This is a genomic window from Streptomyces cavernicola, from assembly GCF_029968035.1.
GTDB classification, from domain to species: domain Bacteria; phylum Actinomycetota; class Actinomycetes; order Streptomycetales; family Streptomycetaceae; genus Streptomyces; species Streptomyces cavernicola.
Genome location: NZ_JASCIQ010000035.1, coordinates 26,095 through 49,179, shown reverse-complemented (window position 1 = coordinate 49,179; position 23,085 = coordinate 26,095). Strand labels below are relative to the sequence as shown.

Genomic DNA, 23,085 nt, shown 5'->3' with positions numbered 1-23,085 from the left:
TCTCCTTCAGCGGGTGGCGAGCAGGCCGAGGAGGAAAGCGCGAAGGTCATCGTCCTCGTACCAGTCGCCGGTGAACATGGCCTGCAAGGACCGGGCGAGGCTGTCACCTGTGTCCGTCTGTGTCTGCTGCTGAGCCAAGAGCCGTCCTAGAGCAGTGCGGTCGAGCGTGCGGGCGCCGGGGCGGCCGGTGTGCGTCCGCGTGAACCAGAACACGCGCTGTGCGGCATCCAGGTCCGGCAGGCGCCCGGCGAGGTGCTGCGCCAGGGCGTGCGCGGCAGTGCCGACTCCCGCGTCGCCGAGGTCGGCGACGGTGGCACGGCGCGCGTCGAGCTCGTAGCGTCCGGCGTCGCCGTCAACTGCGGTGAGTCGGCGCCCATCCGGGGTGGCGAGCCAGGCCCTGGGGATGAGGCGCTGCACGTTGCGGACGGCGCGCTCGGCGTCCGGGGTGCTGTCCGGTCCGAACACGATGCCTGCGTTGCCCTGGGCACCGAGGTCGCGGACGTCGGCCAGCGCTGCCGCGACGGCGTCGGGCACCGCCGCGGTGTACCGGCTCCGCAGGTCCTCCCAGTCACGGCGGGCGGCAGCGACCTCCATCCGGGCGGCCGCTATCTCCACGTCGACGTCCGGGTCCTGGATAGTGATGGTGGTGCGCGCGGCCTGGAGGTTGAGCAGGCGCCGCTCTGTGGCGGCCACGTAGTCGTCGGCGTGCTGGAGGGTGCCGTGCGGGTCGCCGTCGAAGTCCTCGCCGAGCGCATCGGCCAGGCGGCGGGTCACGTCCTGGTCGACGTCGGTGCCGGCGGCCCGCAGGGCGGCCATGTGCCGCAGCGCGGTGAGACCGGGTCCGCCGTCGGAGGCGCGGTCCGGAACCCACAGGGTGTCGCTGGAGCGGTCGGGGAGTCTGCCTGCTGCGAGCTGTGCCCACGTGGTTGGCGCCCACCGGGAGACGCGACGGGATGTCTGACCGAAGCGGCCGCGCTCGGGAAGCAGGCCCGCCCACTGGGACACTCGTGCGGCCAGCGAATCGCCCTGGACGTCGGGGAGTTCGAGCGCGGCGTTCAGGCGCGCCAGGCGGCGGGGCTCCGGCCAGTCGCGCACCCGCCGCACCAGGCGTCGCAGGAACGTCCTGAGCCGGGACAGCCGGTCCCGGTTGCTGCGCCACAGCTCGGCGATCTTCCGGGCGGCAGCCTTCACCAACTCGATCAGGCGGCGCCCCATGCGCCCGAGCAGAGCGATCACGCGAGTGAGGAGACCGGACTGCTGTCCAGTGTCCGAAGTCGATCCGCCGGCTCTGCGGACGATGCGCTGGGCGGTGGCCTGTCGGGTGCCGTCGAGCTGTGCCGTCAGGAGCCGGGCGATCGCGTCGAGGTCCGCCGGGTCGACACCGGTCTCTTCGAGCTGCCGCAGCAGCGCGGTCAGCGCGTTGTCGACGTGCCTGGTGGCGTCGGTGGAGCCGTCGCCGTCCGGCGCGGGGCGGGTGCCCGGCGCGGACGGGGTGTTGCGGCGCCGGGCGGGGGACGGGGCGTTGACCTGATCCGGGATAAGCCGTAGGAGACCGGCCGCGCGCTGGGCCAGGTCCTCGCTGGGCTCGCCGGGGAGGGGTTCGAGGTCGTTGATGGTGCGGAGCGCAGCTCGGACGGTCCGCTCGTGTGCCTTCTCGCGGGCACGGCGGAGGGCCTGCTGTACGGCGGCGCGGTCGCGGCCGGTGATGCCCGAAGCGTCCAGGGCAGCGTTTGCGTCCTGGCGGGCAGCGTTGCGGGCGGCCTGCAGAGCGTCCGGGGTCAGGCGCTGCGCGATCTGCTCGCGCAGCGCATGGATGTCGCCGGGCGGCTCGGTTCCGGCCACGGCCTCGTCGATGATGCGCAGGGCCACGGTGCGGCTGTGATCGGCGATGATCTGGCGCCGCACCGCGGCGAGCGGCAGGTTGGGGTCACGCGGCGCCTGGGCGGGAGTTGCGTTCGGGGCGTCCGTGCTGTCGTCGGTGTCCGGTCCCGGTTCAGGGAGCTGCCACACGGGCATGGCGGCGTGGACGATCCGGCGCTTCCACTGTCGGTTCTCGTCCTCCAACAGCAGCTTGCGCACGCCGCCGGGGCCTTCCTCCACGTCAAGGACGCGGAAGACGTGGACCTCGTCGCCACGGCGCTCGTCGGGCATGGCGATGACGTCGCCCACGTTGATCTGTGCCGCGTTGGAGGGCCGCGGCCTGTCGAGACCTTCCGGAGTGGGGCGGTCGGCGGCGCGGTCGAGGTGGTCGGCAGCGCGCCGCACGGTGCGCCCCTCGCTGGTGAACGGGTCGGCAGTGGCGCGGAGTTGGGCTGCGAGGGCGGTGGCCTGCTCCGGCGTGACGGGCAGGTCAGCGCCAAGGCGAGCGGCTGCCTGCTGGGCGTCGGGATCGTCCTCGGGGCTGGTGCCGTTGTCGGCGATGGCGTCGCGGTCGGCCTGGGTGAGATCAGGGTCGACCGTGGGGCCGGTGACGGGGTCGATGGCGGGCCACGGCTCGTGCACGGACATCTCGTCGTCGGCGGCGGGCGCATCGTCCGGGCCAAGGTCCGGGGCTGCGCCGCCCTGCCCTTCCGCCCGTTGGACAACGGCCGTGGCGTCCATGTCCATGGTTCCCAGCTCGCCCGTCGTCGTGTCGACGTAGTCGATGGTGACGCGGTCGCCATCACGGTTGGTGTCCAGGACCTCCACGGTGGTCGGGGCGCCATCGAGGTCGAGCACGATGACATCGCCCTTGCTGATCTCGTCGGCTGTCGACTCGGAGATACCGGTGATGGGCGCGGATTCCGGGGTATCGGCGCGCACTTCGCCGACGACGCGGAGGTCTGCCGCATCGCGGGTGACTGCGCCTTCAGCGGTGGTGATCGTGATGCGGTCCCCGTTGACCTCGTCGACCGGGCCGAAGAGCGCACCGTTCGGGATGGTCTCCACGACGACGTGGCCGGGGCGGACCCGCTGGCCGGTGACGGTCCAGCCCGCCGGGCGTCGGCCGTCGGTGTCGTCCACGGTGAGGGACGTGGGCGTGACGCTGCTGTCGATGTCGCCGTCGGCCCAACGCACCGAGGCGGTGGTGTCGGTGACGCCGATGACTATGCCTCCGCGGCCGCCGTTGCCGGTGACGCGACTGCCGGGGAAGAGGCCGCGGCCGCTGGTGTCAGTAGCGATGGTGTCGGACAGGTCGCCGCTGATGACGTCACCCTGGGCGCCGCTCACCGGGGCGCCGGGGGCTGTGATGTCCGGAGCTTCGGCACGGGCGGCACTGGTGTTGAGCGGGGTGTAGACGGTGCCGCGGTTGCCGGTCTGGCCGTCGGGGCTCTCGCCGATCGTCGTGCGCCACATGTCCTCGGTGCGGCCCCGACGGGTCACGGTGACGCGCTCCGGGGTGTCGAGGACGTATCCGGCGCGGGTCACTGTACGGCCGCGGCGGGTCGTGCCGTCGATGCGCGCCATGTCGCCGGGCTGGAGCTGGTCGATGCTGGCCCAATGCGCGGGCTGCCCGCCGATGGGCTCCGGCTCGGCCAGTGGTTCCGGCTGGTTCACCTCGCCATTGCTGGAGGGTTCTTCAGCGACCGGTCTTGGGAGGCCGGTCTGGTCGGGGCGGCTGGACTCGTCAGGCGTTGAGCCTTCGGGCTGGGCACCTGGACGTGTGTGCTGGTCGTTGACGGAGGGATTCTTCTCGCCGGGGCGGGGCTTGCGCCGGACCACGCCCAACTCCAGGCGTGCGTCATGCGGTTGGTCGGTACGGCCGTCCGGACCGGTCCAGGTGAGGTCCGCGGGGTAGCGGTGGTAATCACGCGAGCCGAGCGCCTGAATCCCGGTGGGGTTCCAGATGTGGGACTGGTCGCTGGTGACGGTGCCCCGTGCTGTGCCGAGGGGCTTCGCACCTCCGCGCAGGGAGCGTTCAGGATCGGCGGCCAGAGGGAAACTGACCTCGTCGCCAGCCTGAAGGTCTGCAGGATCGGCAAGGATCATATAGCCGTCGGCTTCCTGCTGGCGGTGCCAGTCGTCGGCGGCCTGCCGCCATGCTTGGCGCTCCTCGGCGCGAGCGCGGTCGAACTGCCACTGGCCTTCCCTGCTCGGCCGCTCCGCCAAGACGCGGGCCATGGTCTCGGCAAGGCTTTCGCCGTTGGGGCCGCGGAAGGTGCGGGCACGCTCGACCGCGTCAGGCGCGTCCCACGGGAACGGCTGACCGTCTGCGTCGCGCACGTGCTCCTCAAGGGTGTTCGCCGCATGGAGCGCTTCCTTGAGGGTGCCGAAGCCGTCGGAGTTGTCCCGGAGAACAGGGAGCAGGCTGCCAGGGGCAGCCACGATGTAGCGCCGGTTGTACTCATCGCGCTCACGGACGGCGCGGTTGCCGTACACCAGGACACGGCCGCCGCGGGACAGGCGGGCGTTCTTGTCATCCGCGATTTCGCGCCGCTCCTCGGGGCTGGGAGGGGTGGTGTGCCTCCCAGCGCCGGGCGCGGGTGCGTCAAGCTGACCGTTGCGGATGTGCTCGCGTACGGCTTCGAGGTCAGCGAACCGCGGCCTTGCCGGGTCGTACGCGGGGACGGATGGCTCCGGCCCGGACGCTTCGGGCGCTGCGGCGACGTTCGATTCAGGCTCGGCCGGGGTACCGGCAGCCTGGCTCTGCTCCTCCTCGTACTGGTCGCGCTCGATCTTCTCGTCGGCGCGGCGCTTCTGCTTGAACTGGTTGTACGTGATGCGCCCTCCGTTGTTGCCGAACCACTCGATGAGTTCTTCGCTGGCGTACTCCCGCCAACGGCCGAAGCGGGACAGGTTGCCGCCGGAGAACAGATCGCGCTCGCCGACGGGAGGCAGACGCCTGCTGTTCTTGCTGAAGAAGTAGCCGTTGGTGGCGTCGATCGCGGCGGAGTAGCGGGCCTCGTCGAAGTCCTGGAATTCGCGCTGAAGCCGCTCCTCGCGGGTGAGCGGGCGCCGAGTGATGTCCGCGGCTCCGAAGCCGAGCGCGGCGTCCATCGCCTCGCCTCGACGCCGGACCTCTTCGGCGTCGGCCGCCGGTACGGCCGGAATCGCGTCGCGGAGTCGCTGCTCGGCCGCGTCGCGACGGTCCATCTCTTCGGCGACGCGCATCTGGTCGCTATCAGACAGGTGCGCCCACACAGCCGCGAGGCGGTCGTCAGTCAGGTCGGCCAGGTCCTCGGGGAGCGTGACGTGCGGCGCTGTCTGCTCGGCGTCGGGGTCCGCGTCGTCGCTCTGGAACAGGTCGCGCAGTGCGCGCAGGGACTCGGGCAGGGAGCGGCCCTCGCGGTCTCGCCACTGGGCGATGGCGGCCGGGGTGAGGGGCTGGTGCCAGTCGAGGGCCCGCCCGTCCGCGCCGGGAGCCATCTCGAACAGGTCGGCGAGGTCGCGGGCTTCGGTTGCGTTGCTCGTGGTGAGTGTGATCTTGCCGAAGCGGCCGCCGCTGCGGGCCTGCGCGAATTGCCAGGTGCGTGCAGCACCGTTGGCGTCGGGGTCGTCGGTCCAGGTGACCAGTCCGCCGCCCGTGGACAGGGTGAGCGTCGGGTTGTCGGCGAGCTGGGCGAGGAAGGCCCTCCGCTCGGGGGTGTCCTCCGCGCTGGTCAGGCCGTGGCCACGACGCCACGTGTCGCGCAGGTCGGCCACAGTGCGGGGCCGCTCGCGGCTGTCGGGCTCCCCGTCGCGGCCCGAGCCGTCGTGGCCCGAGCCGACGCCACTGCCAGTGCCGGCTGCGGTGTCGGGCAGATGCGGAAGCTCAAGGTGGGGCAGGCCGGGACCGCCCGCACCGCCGGGACCTTGCCCGCCCGAGCCTCGGCCGCCGCGGCGCCGACGGCGACGGCGCTGGTCGCGGTCGTTGTCGCCCTCCTGGTCGCTGTCGGCGTCGGGCTCGTCAGCGTCCGGATGGTCCTCGTCGCCGTCAACGCCAGGGGCGATGGGGAACTGCGGGCCACCATCGGCGCCCTGCGGAGCCTCGTCGGAGGCGGCCGCCTCGGCGTCCCCGGTGCGCCCGTTGCTCTGGTTGTCACGGTCGTCCTGGTCCTTCCGCTGTTCGTCGTCGTTCGACTGGGCGTCCTCCTGGGCCTCGTCGTCGTTCTGCTCTGGGGTGTTGGCCGCGTCGGTGCCGTCAGTCCCGTCGCTGTCGGAAGAGTCGAGGGCCTGCTGCTCGGCACGGTCGTCCGTGATCTCCTCGTCCGGGTAGCGCAGGCGCAGTTCGGCGGCACGGTCGTAGAACCGCTCCTCGCCGTCACCGGTGACGATCCGCACGCGGCCCCGGCCCGTCAGGCGCGGCGGCTCGGCGACCGTGTGCGTGCGGCCGTCGGCGTCGGTGTACCGGTCGCCCTGGCCCAGGTCAGCAGGGTTGCACATCTGGACGGGGTGAAGGCGGCTGGTGTCGCGGCCCTCGTGGTCCGCGAACATGTCCGGCGTCCCGAACTCGTCGTCGGGCAGGTCGAGGGGGCTGTCCGGGTCGGCAGCCGCGGGGGCCTGTGCCTCCGGCTCGTCGACGTCAAACAGGCCGCCCTCCGGCTCGGCGGGGGCGGGCTTCTTCGGCTCGGCCTTCGGCGTGCGCCCGGCGCGACGGTCCTTCTCTGCCTCCAGCACGGCCATGCGCGTGCGGGCGGCGCCGGTCAACTCGCCGTCGGCCATCTCCCGCTCCATCAGGGCCACGATCTCGTCGGCGATCTCCTGATCGGACATGGCCGACGGCGCCTTGGTGCCCTCGGGGCGGATGGCGTCGAGCTGCTGGGCAACCTCGTCGCGGTCGAGGGGGACCGTGTCGTCCGAGCCTGCAGGGTCCGCCTCGGGCTCCTCAGCGGTGGTGGCGGTGTCCCTGCGGGCGCTGGTCAGTTCGTCCGGCTGGAACGTGGCGCGGCTGGGGCCGTCACCGACGTTGACCGAGCCGTCGGGGTTCTCGCTGCTGACGTACCAGCCCTGCCCGTCGGGGTCGGTGACGGGCTCGTCGAACTGGAAGCGGCCCGCGATGAGGTCGCCTCCCTGTGCCGGAGCCGGCCGCTGGGTGCTTTCCCCCTCGGGGGTGTTGTCGCCGGGGGCAGCGGTCACGTCACGGCCACCGTCGTCACCGTCATCTGCGCCTGCCGCGGTCTCCGGCTCGTCGGCGGTGTCGCTGCCGGCGTCCCCGCCCAGACGTAGATCGTCGAAGGTCTCGGAGACCTCCTCGGCGGAGAGCCGCACCCGGTCCTGCTCAGGCTCTTCCGGTTCTTCCGGCTCCTCCGTGCGCTCGGGCGCGGGGTGCTTGCGGTCGAACTCTTCGAGGGTGAGCACCGCGGCGCCGACAGCGCCCTGGAGCGGGACGCGCGCCTGCTCCCGCTCCTCGACGATCGCCCGGCGCTGCGCCTTGGTCAGCTTCTTGTCGAGTTCGTCTTCGTCGATCTCGGGCAGCTTGTCGAGGTCGGCGATCCGGCCGACGATGTCGTCCAGGAGGTTCGCGCGGGCCCGCGCGTGCTCGATCTGAGGGGTGAAGTCCGCCGCGGCCTGCGCCGACTGCAAGAGGGCTATCTGCTCGTCGAGTTCGGGCATTCGGGCCTGGTCTGCCTGCTGGAGCGCGGGAGCCTTTTCCAGGGCGTTGGCGAGCCGGGTGATCATGCCTGACCCGGCGCCTCTCTTCTTCAGGTCTTCCGGGCCGCGCTCGAAGTCCGAGCGTGCGAGGTCGGGGAAACCGACGTGTGCGACGAGCTTGCCGTCCGCGCGGCGCTCAGTACGTACACCGACGTCGAGGCCCCCGAACTGGCCGAGGACCTTCCACGGGCCCATGCCGTCGCGGTCGTGCTCGAGGAGCTGGGTGGTGACCTGCCGGTGCAGCGCGGACCCGGCGTCGACGCGCTCCGTGTACGACAGGCCGCCGAGGTTCATGGCGAAGGAGTCGCGCACGTCGCGGATGCGGGGCAGGGCCTCCTCGCGGCGGGTGATGCCGTCGCGGGTCTCCGTGAGTTCCTGCTGCAGGTCGGCCAGGGTCTCCTGGCGGCGGACGCGTTCGGCGGCCTCGTTGTGCTGGTCGATCTCCAGGTCACGCAGGACGCGGCGGGCTTTCATGAGTTGGCTCATGTACGGGTTGCCGCCGATTTCGGCTTCCATCGTCTCGTAGTCGGGGTAGTCGACGTCGAGTTCGGTGATGGTGTCGCGGGTGTCGCTGTCGGCCATCTCCGGGCGCTGGATGTCGACCAGGCCTTCCGCCTTGGAGGCGACGAACCCGGCCTTCCAGCCGTCGAGGCTGCCCTTGGTAGCGAAAATGTCGATCTCGACTTCGGGGTTCTGGTTGCCGTAGCGCAGGACTCGGCCGTTGCGCTGTTCCATCTGCGCTGCGCCCCAGTCGAGGTCGACGTGGGTCAGCGACACCATGCGGTTCTGGGCGTTCATGCCGGTGCCGGCGACGCTGCTGGAGCCGATGAGCACGGCTATCTCGCCGTCACGGGCCCTGCGGAAGAGTTCGGCCAGTTCCTCGGGCTTGCCGGTCTTCTTGTGGTCCTGGACGAACGCGATCTTCTCCGCGGGTATGCCGCCCTCGACCATGAGCCGCTTCAGTTCGGCGTACGCGTCGAAGTCGCCACGGTTGTTGCCGCCCGGCACGCCCTCGTTGAGGAACACCATCTGGAGGGCGCCGGGGGTCGGGTGGTCCTCGGCGCTGCCGTAGTACGTCTTGTAGACGCGGTCCTTGTGCTGGTGGTAGCGCTCGACGTGCTTCGTGGCGACGGTGCGGAGTTTGTTGCCCGCCGGGGCGTTGGCGTCGACGAGCCGTGGGTCCAGCGCGACGGACGTGCCCTCGTTGGAGACGGCGAGCATGTTGTCCTGGGACCGGTCGACTTCGCCGTTGTGGATCGCGCGGCCGCGGGCGACGAGCTTCTTCAGCCGGGCCGTCTGGTCCTTGGTCGGGTCGACCATGACCAGGTTGGGGCCGCCGCCCTTGACCTTCGGGCGGGGAATGCCGACGTCGTCGGCACGCTTGGTGTCGGCGACCAGGCCCCACATCGTCTTCATGGCACGCCGGTTGTGGAACTCGGCGAACCGCTCCACGATGCGCAGGCCACTGCCGTCGGGAGCGTTCTCGACGCGGAGGGTCTTGCGGCCGAACGTCGCGGCCCACAGGTCCGGCGCGCCGGCCCTGTAGGAGTCCAGGACCCACGGGGCGGCCAGGGCGAGCATCGTGAACTGTTCGGTGATGCTGTTGGAAAGGGGCGTACCGGTGGCCAGGGTGACCGTGGCGCGGTCGGCACGTCGACGGTGCAGGTCGGTCAGCTTCTGGTGAAGGTCGATACCGCGGATGGACGCCGGGTCGCCGCCGCCCTCACGGGAGCGGAAGCCCACGCCCTTATAGCGGTGCGCCTCATCGACGACGGCGTAGTCGAACCCGAGATCGTCCCAATAGGTCTGGCCGGGCGTACGCATCGGCGCCGCGTTCCGGCTGATCCTGTTCTGGACCGTCGCAATGCGCTGCTCGATCTTGGCGACGATGAACGGGTGGTTGGGGTTGTCCGCGTCCTCGTACTGCCGGTCGAGCTGTTCCCGCAGAGCCTCCAGCTCCCGGAACTCGTACTCCTCCTGCGCCTCGGGCGACATCTTGATCGACCCGAACGCGGGCTCGGTGAAGATGACCAAGTCCGGCTTGTTGGCGCGCAGCCACTCCAGCGTGCTGTCACGGCGCCCGTCGGCGAGGTCCCCCGACGTGATCAGGTGGATCTCGGTGTTGGGGTACAGGTAGCGGGCTTCGTCGTACCACTGCTGTGCGAGGTGGTCGGGGACGACGGCGTACGGCTTCTCGATCTGCCCGGACGCCTTGAGAGCCTGGGTGCCCATGACGAGCGTGCCGGTCTTACCCAGACCCACTTCGTGGGCGAGGATCACCGACCGCTCGAACTGCATTCGGGCGGCACCGCTCAACTGCCAGGCGTGCGGGGTGCGTTCCGGAGTGAAGTTGTCCAGGGACGGGCTCATGCCGTCGTACGAACGGACGACGTGCCCGTTCATGATCTTGTTGTAGGAGTCGGTCAGCCGCGTGAGGCGTTCGGCGTTGGCCGTCGCGTACTTCGCGAACTCCGACCGCATCTGGTCGGCCTTCTGCCGGACCAGGCGGGACGTTTCTTCGTCGACGTCTCGACGCTTGTCGTCGCGGTAGATCGTGAGGGAGCCGTGGCCGAGGATCGCGCGGGCGATCTCGACCGCGTTCTTGCCGCGCGTGCCCTTCTTCTCGTCGGCCGCGACGCCGTACATGACGTTGTTTGCCTGCGGGACCTTGCCCGTGTAGAGCATCCAGCCGTAGCGGTCGTCGTGCGCGACGCGCAGCGTTTTGTCGCCCAGGTACTCGCGCAGGAACCTTTGCAGCAGCTCGGGCGGCGTCCAGTGCGCGCCCATCTCCGGGGTGAATTCGCCGATGGTGCGGTCAACGGGCTGCACAGATTCGAGCGCCGAGACGTTGACGGCGAACGCCGGCTCCTTCTCCGCTGCACGGCGTGCGGCGTCGAGCTTGTCGCGGACGGGACCGGACAGGTAGGCCCCGGCCAGTTCCAGGCGGCCGGTAGACGGGTCGGTGAAGACCTCATTGCCGAGGGCGCGGACGGCGTCCTGCGGGTCCATGTTCAGCAGGCGGGCGATCTCGCCGAGGTCGACTTCGCCGGTCGCGGCGACGACCGCGGACAGGGCCGTCTTCGGGTCGTCGGTCCGGTCGAGCGGCTGACGGCGGGCAGCGGCGCGTTCCTCGAAGACGCGGGAGAGGATCGGCTCCTGCTTGTCCGCGTCCCACCGCTCGAGAGCGAGGACCGACCCGGCGTCCGGGTCGGAGCGGAAGTACCCATAGGCGGTCGGGGTGCGCTCCTCCGAGCCGTCCGGCCGGGTACCGGTCTTCATGCTGCGGAACTGGCCGGGCTTGGACAGGGGTCCGTACTGCTCGACGTATGTGGTGTGCAGGTCGCGGAGTTGGGCGCGCAGCTTCTCGGCGCGCTCGTCCTCGTCGTTCTTGCGGTCCAGGGCGCGCAGTTCGGCGGCGACGTCGCGGAGCTGCACCAGGGCGCGGAGCTGGTCGTCACGGTCGTCGGACGGCTCGACCGCGACGGGGTTGCCGCCGTTGACGTGCTGGTAGAGCTTGCCGTCGTCGCCCTCGTAGAGGCGGCCGGTCCAGTCGTTGGCGTGCTTCTCCCGCGCGGTCTGCAAGAACACGGGCGGCCGGTTGTCGCCGTCGGGGTGCGGCTCGTAGCCGTTGCCGTGGGCCTTCGCCTTGGCGGCGATCTGCTCCAGGGCGTCACGGAGCTGGTCGGGGGCCTTGGCCGGGTCGCCCTTGACGGTCAGGCGCGGTCCGTAGGGGGACGATTCGGTGGTCAGGTCGCCGAGAACGTGGTCGGGGTTCTCGGTGAAGTACTCGTTGACGTGCTCCCGAACGCCTTCGATCTTCCGCTCGGGGGCGTTGAGCCACGTCGTGTTGCCCGGCTCGTCGCCATCGGCGCGGCGCCGCAGAACGAGGACGTCGGTGACGACGCTGGTGCCGGCGTCGTTGAAGACACCGCTCGGCAGGCGGACGGCGCCGATGAGGTCGCCGTACTTGGCGATCTGCTTGCGGGCCTTGTCGCCCTTGGAGTCCAGGGTGTGCCGGGAGGTGATCAGGAGGGTGATGCCGCCCGGCCGGGTCAGCGCCAACTCCTTGGTGATGAACCCGTTGTGCAGGCTCTCAGCGGGGTATCGCTTGTCGCCGAAGGGCACGGACGCGAACGGAACGTTCCCGATGCTCACGTCGAACGTGCCGGGGTGGGCGTCGGTCTCCGCGAAGTTCTCGTTGAGGACGTTGGTGTCCGGGTAGAGCGCTTTCGCGATCTTCGCGGTGGTCGGGTCCAGCTCGATGCCGGTGAGCCGTGCCCCGTCGGGAGAGACACCGAAGAATGTGCCCGCGCCGGAACCGGCCTCCAGGACGTCACCGCGCTCGAACCCGAGCGCTTTGAGGCCGTCCCACATCGCCTCGGCGATCGGCTGCGGCGTGTAGTGCATCGACAGCGTGCCGCGGGACGCCTGCCGCCATTCCAGCGGCGTCAGCTCGCCTGAGAGCATGGTGCGCAGCTCGCGGTACTCCGCCCAACGGGCGTAGTCCTGCTCGAACTTGCCGTACCGGGTGCCGCCCTGCTGGTAGCGCGGCTCCTGCTCGTTCGGCTCCGCCGCGAACATGATCGGAACCGAGCCCCACCCGGTCCAGCGGGCGAGGGTGACCTTCTCCTTCTCGGTGGCCGGGCGGTCCTCCCGCTCCAACCGCTTCAGAACCCGGATCGCCTCGACGTTCGCGGCGGCACGCTGGATCGGGCCCTTGGTCGCGGCGTCGGCCGGTTTCGGTCTAAAACGCGGTGCTACATGTCGTACACCGCGTCCTTCATCGCCTGCAGATCCCGCATCTCCGGACTGAGCGTCTGTGGTTCGTCGGTCTCCGGCTCCGGCTCCGGCAGCAGGTCGCGGAGCACCATCGCGGTCGCGTCCGCCCTGATCTGCTTGTGCTGACCCGCCCGAGCCTCGTACTCCGTCGCGGCCGGCACGGTCTTCTCCAGCGCCTCCTCGGCCACCAGAATCGCCGTCTCGATCTCCCTGCCCTTGTTCAGGAAGAACGTCTCCGGGTCGTCCATCTGCGCCAGCTCCCGCGGACGGTACTTCGTCCAGTGGTCCCTGGCCGTCTGGCTGTAGATGCTCACTGTCAGGTCCTTCGTCCGTTCCGAGAGCAGCGCGCAGGGCTGCCTGCTGCGCCTCGATCTCCTCGCGGGAGATGACCTTGCGGTCGTCGTCCCCGCCATCCTTACCTACTGCGGTGCGCTGCGCGTCGATGCCGTGCAGCGCAGCGTTGATGGAGGCCAGCCGGGTGCGGGCCTTCGACCGGTCCGAGGAGTCCAGTTCGCGGTCGCTGGCCCGAAGCATCATCTCGCGGGACAGTTCCTCGGTGACGCGGTGGAACTCGGCGAGCAGCCCCTCGGGTATGTCGAGGTTGGCGCCCTTTCCGATCTTCCCTGTGATCGGGTTGGTGTTGTCCGACCAGCCGTAGCCGTGGCCCTTGAACAGGCCGTAGAGGGTCTGGCGCTCCTTGCTCGCCGACGAGAAGGAGTCGGCGCGACGGGAGGACTGGTACAGCTCGAAGAACATCTTCGGCACCCACACGCGGCGCACCGACCCGTACAGGCGCACCGGCTCCGTGTCCGGGTCGCTGTCGTAGCTGTCGACGAGCGCGGCCAGGGCCTCGGTCATGCTCGGGAACGCGCCCAAGTGGCCACCGTGACTCTGGCGCTGTGCGTTCCACCCCGCCTTGTGGCCGCCCGCGTACGGGGAGTCGTACTCGTGGTAACTGACCTTGCCGTAGCCGTTGCCATCGACCTGGATCGAGGCGCCAAGGGAGCTGCGGAGCGGGTCTTCGCGGGTGTCCGCGCGATTGACCTTCTGCTCGTGACCTTCGGCGCCGCGGCGGTTCTGCTCGTCGAAGATGGCCTTCAGCCGCGCCTCCAGGGCCTCCCGCTCCCGGCCGCTGGTGAGGTTCCGCTTCTTGTGGAGGTCCTTGAACGCCGTGCCCAGGTCCGCGTCGCTCAGCCCGGCCGGGTCGGGGCCGTTGCGGTAGACGTCGGCCTTGCGGTTCTGCCGTTCCTCGTACACCGCGTGCCGACGGGCGGACAGGATTTCGTTCTGCTCCGGGCCCAGGCGCCGGAGGCGGATCGGGAGCCCGATGAACTCCTTCTCCAGCGCGTCGTCGTCGAGGTCCTGGACGGCTGGGCGCTGCTCGATGTCACGGAGCTGGCGGGCCTGCTGCTCGGTTTCCGCGTCTGCCAGATGGCCGGTCAGGTCGTTCCACAGGTCCCGCTCCGGGGCGAGGTCGTCCTCTCCGTGGATCGTGCCGGACGGCTTGTGCGTGCGCTCGCGCGCCTCCAAGTCCTTGATGTGCGCAGCGAGTTCTCCGTCGCTCAGGCCCTGAGGGCTCCCGGCTTGGGCGACCCGCTCGGTGGTGCGGCGACGACGGTCGGCGTACAGGGCCCGCTCGTCGTCGTTGAGCCGGTCGCCGCGCCGGGATCCGTAGGTGCTGCGGGCGCCTTCGGAGCGGCTGATGGCCTCGGCGAGGTCGGTGTCGCTCATCGAGGCCGCACGGTCCTGCACGCTCAGGTGGTTCTCGGGCTCGTCGCGGTTGTTCTCGTCGTTCTGGGCGATGCGGCGCCGGTCGAGTTCGGCCTCGACCTTCTGCAGTGCGGCGCGAGCCTTCTGCTTGCGGGCCGGGGTGGTGGCGACCTGGGCGTGAATCTTGAGGTTGTCGCGGTGCCCGCGAAGGTCTGCGTCGGACAGGGCGCGGAGCTTCTTGGTGTCCTCGTCGAACTGCTGGGCCTGCTCAGGGGCGTTGGTGCTGGTGTCCTCGTCGGTGACGCGGACGTTGCGGCCCTGCCGGACGAACGCGGCGAGGATGTCGGCGGCCTTGCGGTCGCGGGTCTCCGGCTTCCACTGGGTGCCCGTGATGCGGGCTTTCTGGACCGGGGACCAGGCGAGCTTTCCGGCGGCGCCGACGGCCCGGTCATCGCGTGCGTCGTTCTTGATGGTGCCGCGCACGGCCAGGACCCGCTTGCCCTTGTGGGTGGTCCACGCCAGGTGCACATGGTCGGCCTGGTCCGGATTGGTTGTGGCCAGGTGGTGGCGGGCGATGATCTGGTCGGCGATGTTCGCGTTGCTGCCGATGGGCACGTAGACGCCGTCGACCGTGGCGTGCCGGTCGCTATAGCCGCCGATGACGGAGGCGATGCGGGCGCCGTACGGGCCGTACACGGTGACCGGGCCGGGGTTCCAGGAGGTCGCCCAGTATCCGGGCACGCCTTCAACCGGCTCGGCGTCCTCCGGAACGCCCGTCGGCCGCCCGTCAGTTGTGGCCTCCGGTGCCTCCTCCGGCTGCGGCTCCGCGGCGGGCTCGGGGGCCGGTTCCGGCTGCTCGTCCGGCGTGCTCCGCTCCTGCTCGCCTGCCATGTAGCCAGCCCGCGCATCCTCCGGGATGTCGGGCTCGTCGGTGGCCTCGGGCACTGGGGTCGGCTCTGTTGGCGTGTCCGCCTTCGGGGCTTCTTCGTCGCCGAAGGGGCGGCGGCGCAGGGTCTCGCCGAGCCGGTCGGTGGCAATGCTGTGCTTGGGCGGGTGCTCCTGGTCCCACAGGGCGCGGGCGGCCGTCCACTCCTGGATGTAGTCCCGCCCCTTGGCGGAGCGCCAAGTCCGGCGCCCGTCAGCGAACTTGGGGTCGGAGAAGTCGAGGGCGTTGCCGTCCTTGTCCTTGAGCCTGCCGACGATGTGCTCGGCGAAGCCCTTGGCGTCGGCCTGCCGGTCGAACCACCACGGCATCTGCTGGCCTGTGGCGGTGGCGTACAGGTACCAGTCGCCCTCGACGCGGCGTGCGACGAACTGCCCGTCGCCGACCAGCTTGAGGCGCGGCTCCTTGACGAGGCTGTCGATGTCGCGAGCGGAACTGCGGTCCTGCTCGCTTCCGGAGGCGCGCAGAGCCTCCGTCTGCCGGGTCCAGTTGTCGCGGACTTGCTGAAGGGTGGTGAACCGCTCACTTTCCTGGGGGCGCTGCCGGTTCGCCGATGGCGCCTGTGGGGCGTCGCCGTCCGCACGGGGGGCGTGGAAGTCCCGTACTGCGCGGCGGATGGCCTGCTCGGCGTCCTCGCCCTTGGTTGAGCGCCACGTCAGGAACCAGTCGCCGATCTTGGGGTCGGAGAAGTCGATCGGTTCGTTGAACTCGCCCGGCATGATGTGCCCGTTGCGGACGTGCTCGTTGATGTACTCGGCCGCGCCTTCGGCTTCCTGGCGGGTGGTGAAGTCACCGACGTCGAGGTAGCCGCCGGTGCCGGTCGAGGTGAGGTACCAGCGGCCGTTGTCGTCGTCGCGGGTGGTGACGAGTCCGCCGGACGGAGTGATTTGCAGGTCCTCGTCACCGGCCAGGCGTCGCAGTGCCGGCGTGTTGGCGCCGGGCTGCTGGGCCAGGTCGAGGAAGTGGCGTCGCACCGCCGCGGTGTCCTCGAACCGGGCCCCGTTCCGGGCCTTGCGGTTGGGCAGGGCGTTGGTGTCGACGTCGTGGTGCCCGTCCTCGGGCTCGTCCTGGTCGTCGTCCTCGGGGCGGTCACCGTCGTCGTCGCCGATGTCGTTGCCCGCGTCGTCGGCGCCGTGCGGCTCGTCGGGGGTGTCCGGGTTGCCGTGGTCGTCGCGGGACAGGCCCAGGCCGCGCCGGTCATCCTGCTCGCGGCGGGCGTCCTCGGCCTCGACCTTCGTCTGGTTCGCGGTGGGCGCGGTGCCGTCGGGTCGGGCGACCATCGTGATCCAGCGGGCGCTGGTGCTGTGCCGTCGCCCGGTGTAGGAGCCGTCGGCGGCCCGGTCCTGGACGAGTACGCGGTCACGGGGCAGAGCCCGGACGACGCGTGCGAGCTTTCCCGACCACAACCGGGCAACACCGCCGGTCTCGATGAACCTGCCCTTCGAGTCCCGAGGGTGCAGGGCAGGGTTCCACGGCCGTCGTACGGACGTGGCCTCAAAGGTGCGACTCAGGTCGGCGGCCGAGGAGGTGCGAATCAGCATGCGCGGACCCTGCAGACCGCGGGCAGTTAGCGTCGCGGCCTCACGGCCAGCGCGGATACCCCTTAACTACGCGTTCGATTACGCGCTTAGAGTCAGGGGGTGGCGTACAAGTTCGGACCCAACGAGCAGTGCCTCCGGCGCACCCGCAGGATCGTCCCGATGATTCTTGCTGCCGCCGAGGAGACGGTGGAGAACGGGGTGGAGGTCGCTGTGGCCGACATGCCGATGATGCCCATGCTGATGGGCTGGTGGCAGTTCACGAACCGGACGGCTGCGGCGCTGACCCGGCTCTACGACGACGGGTTCAGTGTTGAGGCGGCACCGCTGATGCGGAACCTGATCGGCCACGCGTACGCCATGAACTGGCTCGTGGACAACGGTTGGCCCGCTCTGCGGGCGATTCGTGCGTACTCCGAAGAGCACCGGCGGAAGCTGGCGGCGAACATCGACGCGACGTGGAACCTTACGGAGCCGACTCCGGAGATCCCCGCTACGCCCTTGGAATTCACCGACGGGGCGGACGAGAAACTACACCGCAAGCTCATGGGCGAACTCACGAATTTCGACACGCTAGTCAAGGCGTATGGCACGCCGGAGATCTATCCGGTCTACCGCCACCATTCAGCGTTCTGTCACACCACGGCTGCGACCGCGAGTGCGTTCGTCGTCGAGGAGGAGGACCGGCTGTACTTCACCACGACGCCTGAGGGCGAGACCGTTGTCGAGCAGATCTGGATCCCTGTAGCCCTGCTCCAAGCGGCATCTGCGGTCAGCCCTTACATCAAGGGTCACCCGATGAAGCGGACAATCCAGAAGGCCATGAGCGACTTGGGGCTGCCTGACACGATTCTCAATCTGAAGCGCGGCGCGGTGTCTACATCGTCTCGGTGAGGATGTGGAGGGTGAACCACGCGGAGAACCCGCACCATCCGACTGCGAACACAGCGCGTCCCGCCTTGGACGTGCGGGTGCGGAACAAGCGTCGGAAGTTCTCGGAAAGGGTGTCGCCCTCACGTCTGTTGACGAGAGCGACCGTCTCGAACACTGCGAACAGGCAGGACCAGACGATCCAGATGGCGGGCCACATCAGTGGGTCTCCTCGGTGGTGGGGCCGGCGCGGTAGCGCAGTCGGCAGCGGCAGCGGACGGTGAGGTCAGCGGGGGCGAAGGGGTCTCCGGGGTAGCGCAGACGGGAGCCGTCGACCGCGTATGGAGTGCCGGCGGGCAGAGTGGTGCCGTTCAGCTTCTGGTGCTCGGGCCGTACACGGGTGTCGCCGCGGGTGATCCAGGTGCGCAGCACGGAGGGGCCTGTGCTCTCGGCTGCGGCGTCGGCAGCTCCGTTGACGGTCGCGACTGCGCAGGACTCAGCGAGGAGCGTGACGAACTTCGCGGTGCGGGATCGGTAGAACGAGGCGACGGTGTCGGTGAGTTCGTCGAGGGTGCCGGGCTCGAGTTGCGCCGTGTGGAGTGCGTCGGCCAGGTCGGAGAGCAGCGTAAGGACGGCCTGTCCCGCCAGGGTTGTGGCTGCGAGCGCGGCGGCCGCTGCGCCCAGCGGCACGGTGGCGGTGCCGGTGACGCTCTTGCTGAGGGCTCCGGCGGTGGCGGATGCAACCTGCTGGAGGATCGGGTTCAGCGTGCTGGTCGTCTCTTCCTCCCAACGCGCCGCGCCGACCACGCGGGCGCCGTCGATCGGGCCCTCACCGTGGCGCAGGTCGGTGGTGCTCTCCGGCTGCCAGTAGCGGGTGTGCTTGCGGGTCTTGGGCGCGTGCAGGCGCGCTGTGATCACGCCCTCCTGCCGAGCGAGGAGAGCGCTGAGCGCAGCCGTGACGGCGGCCGACGCCGTGTCGAAGTCGCTATCCGTGACTTCGAAGCCCTCCTCGTGGGGCAGCTCCTTGTGCTCGATACCGGAGCGGGCGGCGTCGACATCGGCAGCAGCGTCCCCGCTGCTCCGTCGCTCGATGGTCGAGCGTGCGGCAGAAACGTCATCGGCAGCGTCACCGGGCAAGGCGAGCGGGACGTTCACGCGGGCCTGGTCGACGGCAGTCGCGGCCGATTCCACATCCGCAGCGCCGGACATGTCACCTGCTGCGGCAACATCGGAGGAAGCGGTGCCCTGCTGGTCCTGGGCACGGGCCTCGGCGACCGCGTCGGCTGCTGAGTCGCCTCCCGCAGGGCCGGAGGGCGCGATGGCGGGCGGAGTTCCGTCGGCTCCCGGAAGTCCAGCCGCTGTGCCCGCAGCCGGGTCCTGAGCTACGCCGAGCGCGGCCGCATCCTGCTCGTTCGCCGGTACGGGCGCCTTCTGCGGGCTAATCCACAAGGCTCGGGTGTGGGCGACGTTGAACGGTCGGCGACCGGCGATCTCCCGGTACTCATCCACCGTGATCAGCCCTGCATTCCACTCTGCTCGCGCCTCTTCGCGGCGCTGGCGTCGGGGGAATTCGAGGGCTTCCACCGTGGACGTGTTGAAGCGCAGCGACCAGCCGTCATCCAGGTCCAAGTCGAAAGCCGAGGCGAGCAGCGAGAGATGGGGCAGCTCCGTGTGCTGCCAGAAGTTCCACTCTTCCCGGTCGGCGTTCGCGTACGTCCGCTCGCTCGCGTTGCCGACGACGCTCTCCGGGACGCCGAACGCGCTCAGGATCTCGTCCTTGGCCGTGTTCGCCAGAGTCTCGTAGTTCATGTCGCGCGGCCGCGTGCTGGTGTCGACGTATTGCAGGCCGCCGGGCCCGCTGCCGACGACGACGGTTTCGCCGGCATGCTGCGCGCCGGGGGCAAGCCGCTGCTGGATCCGGTCGATCTCTCGCTGGTCCAAGCCGTCGACGTCGATGCCGACGATCCCCGAGGGGCGAGCGTCGTTGTCGATGAAGCTGATGTTGTAGGTGCGGGCCTTCACATCCAGGTCGACGGACAGGCCCGCGGCCTCCAAAGGCGTGACCCCGCAGAACGGGTCAGTTGGGTGCGGGTCTCTCAGCCACACGACACGGCTGGGGTCCAGCTCCCGGATGCGGCCGTCGTACGTCGTGAACTCGAAGTGGGAGAGGTAGTCACCGTGGGGGTCGGGTATCGGCTCAACACGGTTCGGTGGCAGCAGGTCAAGGCGGGTGATCGTGCCTCCGCGGGAGCGGGTGATCTCAACGAAGGCCCCCTTCTTCGACAAGAGGAGCTGCGCGGAAAGCCGCTTCTTGAAGACGGTGGCCCGCTCGAGAGGGTTGGCCTGAACGTTCAGGACGTGCAGGAGCGGGTGATCGGTGAGGGTTTCCGCGAACTGCCGCTCGTCACCGCCGCGCCCGATCTCGACGGCAAGCGCACCGGGGTGCTTGGAGATCGCTTCGACGGACTTGAACGTCCAGATGCTGCGCTCGTACCCCTCCTGGATGACGCGGTCGAGGTCCCAGCCTGCGGCCCGGTTCTCGGTGCCCCACACGTTCGTGGTGCCCGCGTAGGTCATGGAGACGTACGCGTTGCCGGTCGGCCCGGACTTCTCCTCCAGCGGTGGCACTGGAACACGTGCGACGAGGAGGCGGCGGAGGCCGGGCAGGAACTGGCGGGGCATCAGGCCCCCTCACTGGCCAGCCATACGCCCATCGCGCTGATGCCCGCGCCGACTTCGACCCAGCCCATAGGCGGGAAGTACGCGAAGGCGCAGCCGACGGCGGCCGCGGCCACGATGACGCTGATGGCATAGGCGGAGAGGCGGGAGACCCGACTCCTCGGCGGCGCCCAGAAACGGAAGACCGCGAAAGTGCTCGCTGCGGCCACGCTGGTGCTCAGCACCGGGTGCACGGCCCTCAGGGCGACGAGCGTGACGAGCACGCCGGCGACGACGAGGAGAAGTCCGGCGGCTTCCCTGGCGAGGCTTCGCGGGGAGGGTGTCTCAGGCGGTGTACTCACGGCGCGCACGATGGTGGCGCCGCCGCGTTAGTGTCGCGTGCTCGCTCGCCGGGCGTCAGCGCGGGCGGCTGACCCCGGCCATGTAGGCGCCGATGCCGCGCCGCTGGACTTTCTGGCCGGGGATGATCTTGGCGCCCTTCGGGGGCGGTGGCAGCTTGCGCTTCCTCCGCGTCGACTGGTCCCCGCCGATCAGATGCCTGTTGTCGACCTTCTCTGCGCAGTCCTGGCCCTTCACCTCGTCGTACGGGCGGCGGCAGCCCCGGCAGTACACCTCCAGCGCATCTACGCGCTGCCCGGCGGTCGTCTTGAACGAGCCACGAAAGTCTGCGATGGACGCAATACGGGGCTCCACCTGGATCTCGGCGGCGACGACCCAGGTGTGTGAAATATCCGGAGGCGCGTCCACGGCCTCGGCCGAGGACTCAGGGGGTGTTGCCTCGCCCGCCGCCTTCACCACCGGCTTCGGAACAGGCTTCGGCCTCGACTGGAGCAGAGGTTCCTGCCAGAACTCCTGGCCTGCTGCCGATGAGAGGGGAGCAGTAGCAGTCGTCACCCATTCCTCCGCGTTGTGTCGCTGGTCGGCTTGACACAAGGCCAAGCCTTTTCACAGCACGGAACGTCGATGGCGGACGATCTGTTACAGCTCTCCTACAAGCCTCGTAGCACGATCACGAACGGGTCTACCTGAGGCGTCTCCCGCCGTCAGACCCAACGTGAGCACCATGGCTGCGTGGTCGGAGAGTGACGCGGCGCGTGGCCGCTGATCGTAGGCGCACACCTCGACCTGCGCCGTGTGGGTGTTGGTGATGAAGGCGTGATCGAAGCGGAAGCCCCGTCCGCTGCGTCCGAACCACGAGTGCTCCACGGCGGCTGGGTGCAGGTGGCGATAGGCGTCGGTGAATCCGGCTGTGGCGAACGACTCGTAGAAGGCGTATTCCCAGCGGCCGAACACCTTGTGAGGTGGCTCGTGGCCGGGTTCCAGAACGTTCAGGTCGCCGGCGGCGACGACGGGCATGTGTGCGCAGACGTTGCTCAGGCCGGTCAGAGCTGTGGTCACGGCCTCCTGGAACTGCCTCTTGTCCACATTGCGCCGCTCTTTCGGGCCACGCGAAGGGACATACAGGCCTACGATGCCCAGCTTCTGGCCGCCGATGGTCGCGATGGCGGCGGGTGCGCGGTGAGGCAGAAAGGTCACCCCGGCGTCGACTGGGTACAGAGGGGCGGTGCGTGAGGCCAGCAGGGTGCGGTAGTCGCGAGGGTCGGCCGGCGGAGCGATGACGTGCGCGTAGCCGAAGTGGTGCATCGCTTCGACCAGGGCGGTTCCGCCGGGTCCGGAGCTGGCTTCCGTGAGTACGACCAGGTCCGCCGTCTCCTGCTGGCTGATCCATTCGGCCTGGCGGTAGGCGCGGGCCGGTGAAGCGTGCTGGGTGTTGAAGACGAGCAGTCGCGCGTGGGTGGTTGAGGCGGCATGTTGCTGGGGCGGGGCGAGGAGGGAGAGCTGTGCGGCATCGTCGGTCATTGCGCGGCGTCCTTCTCGTCCAGGAAGACCTCTCCAGCGGCGTCGAGTTGCTGTTGGAGACGTCCGGCAGTCAGGCGGACGAAGTCGATGTCCTCGTCGGTCAGCGGATCGCCGATGGCGTTGAGGTTCTGGGTTACCTGCTCCGGTCCGGTGAAGCCGACGAGAAGGGCGGCGTTGTCCGCGTGCTGGAGACAGTAGTGGAGCGCGACGCGGGTCAGGTCCGCGGTGGAGGCGCCGAACCGCTCACGCAGCGGGCGAAGACCGTCATCGATGATGTCCAGTGCGTCCGGGGTGAACCAGGCTTTGCGGAGGCGGTGGTCCCCTGCTGCGAAGGTCGGCGGGCGGGCCGGGTCGTACTTGCCGGTGAGCAGGCCCTGCGACAGCGGCTTGTTGATCAGGATGCTGGCGCCGTGCTCGGCGGCGAAGGCGAAGATGTCCTTCTGTCCGGCGGGCGGCGGCGGGGTGAGGGCGTTGAAGCGGCAGGCCAGGTAGTCGGGTTGGACGCGGTCGAAGAGGTAGCGGAAGCGGGCGTGCTTGTCCTTGCGTTGCTCCTTGGGGACGTTGACGCGTTCCGTGGCGAAGCGGTGCGGGCCGCGCATACCGACCGTCTTGACCAGCCCCTCGCTCTGGAAGGTGCGCATCATGTCGATCGCGCCGTCCAGGAATCGGTCGTCCTCGCCGAACTCGGCGTTGTGCAGGAAGTACACGTCCAGGTGATCGGTGCGCAGGTTCTCCAGCGTCGTTTCGAGCTGGCGGCGCATGTGGTTGGGCTCGTAGGCGTGCGCAGCGGTTCCGGTGAAGTAGCCGACCTTGGAGGACAGCACGACGCTGGCGCGCGGGACGCTGTCGACGAGCCGGCCGATGAGGCGTTCGGAGTGGCCGTGTCCGTAGACGTCGGCAGTGTCGTAGAGGTTCGCGCCGAGACTGTAGGCGGCCTCCAGGCCGCGCATGGACGCGTCGTCGTCGGCGGTGGACCACCCCATGGGTAGACCCAGGTTGTTGTCCGGTCCGCCGATGGCCCAGCATCCGATGCCGATCGGATGGACGTTCAGTCCGCCCGTCAGTGTCCGGTACGGCAGTTCACTCGCGGTGTCGCTCATCCTGCTGCCTCTCTTCCCTTCATTTCCTGTCAAACCCACGCGAACCGTGGGCACT

General features: G+C 69.7%; 8 protein-coding genes. 1 reads left to right on the top strand and 7 read right to left on the bottom strand.

Annotated elements, in window-relative coordinates; all coding sequences use genetic code 11:
* Window positions 1–6 precede the first annotated feature (6 nt).
* On the bottom strand, window positions 7–16,524 hold the full coding sequence (locus tag QIS96_RS28120; protein ID WP_282545581.1) for a hypothetical protein: 16,518 nt from the start codon (window positions 16,522–16,524) through the stop codon (window positions 7–9).
* 99 nt (window positions 16,525–16,623) lie between these two features.
* Here QIS96_RS28120 and QIS96_RS28115 point away from each other — a divergent pair, with 99 nt between their 5' ends.
* Window positions 16,624–17,415, top strand: a complete 792-nt coding sequence (locus tag QIS96_RS28115; protein ID WP_282545580.1) for a DUF5677 domain-containing protein — start codon at window positions 16,624–16,626, stop codon at window positions 17,413–17,415.
* Here QIS96_RS28115 and QIS96_RS28110 read toward each other — a convergent pair.
* The 6 genes from QIS96_RS28110 to QIS96_RS28085 all read right to left on the bottom strand — a co-directional run bounded on the left by QIS96_RS28110 (window position 17,399) and on the right by QIS96_RS28085 (window position 23,030).
* Window positions 17,399–17,611, bottom strand: a complete 213-nt coding sequence (locus QIS96_RS28110; RefSeq protein ID WP_282545579.1) for a hypothetical protein — start codon at window positions 17,609–17,611, stop codon at window positions 17,399–17,401. The two genes, QIS96_RS28115 and QIS96_RS28110, sit on opposite strands and share 17 nt — an antisense overlap.
* A complete protein-coding gene (locus tag QIS96_RS28105) occupies window positions 17,611–20,073 on the bottom strand; it encodes a phage portal protein (protein WP_282545578.1) in 2,463 nt (820 codons plus the stop codon). Before QIS96_RS28105 ends, QIS96_RS28110 begins: the two co-directional genes overlap by 1 nt.
* The gene (locus QIS96_RS28100) at window positions 20,073–20,411 is read right to left on the bottom strand and encodes a hypothetical protein (RefSeq protein WP_282545577.1); all 339 of its coding nucleotides are present in this window, start codon (window positions 20,409–20,411) and stop codon (window positions 20,073–20,075) included. The genes QIS96_RS28105 and QIS96_RS28100 overlap by 1 nt, the downstream gene beginning before the upstream one ends.
* A 55-nt stretch (window positions 20,412–20,466) precedes the next feature.
* The gene (locus QIS96_RS28095; RefSeq protein WP_282545576.1) at window positions 20,467–20,964 is read right to left on the bottom strand and encodes a hypothetical protein; all 498 of its coding nucleotides are present in this window, start codon (window positions 20,962–20,964) and stop codon (window positions 20,467–20,469) included.
* A gap of 84 nt (window positions 20,965–21,048) precedes the next feature.
* Window positions 21,049–21,930, bottom strand: a complete 882-nt coding sequence (locus QIS96_RS28090) for an endonuclease/exonuclease/phosphatase family protein (protein ID WP_282545575.1) — start codon at window positions 21,928–21,930, stop codon at window positions 21,049–21,051.
* Window positions 21,927–23,030: an aldo/keto reductase gene (locus tag QIS96_RS28085; protein ID WP_282545574.1), complete on the bottom strand. Its 1,104-nt coding sequence runs from the start codon at window positions 23,028–23,030 to the stop codon at window positions 21,927–21,929. The genes QIS96_RS28090 and QIS96_RS28085 overlap by 4 nt, the downstream gene beginning before the upstream one ends.
* Window positions 23,031–23,085 lie beyond the last annotated feature (55 nt).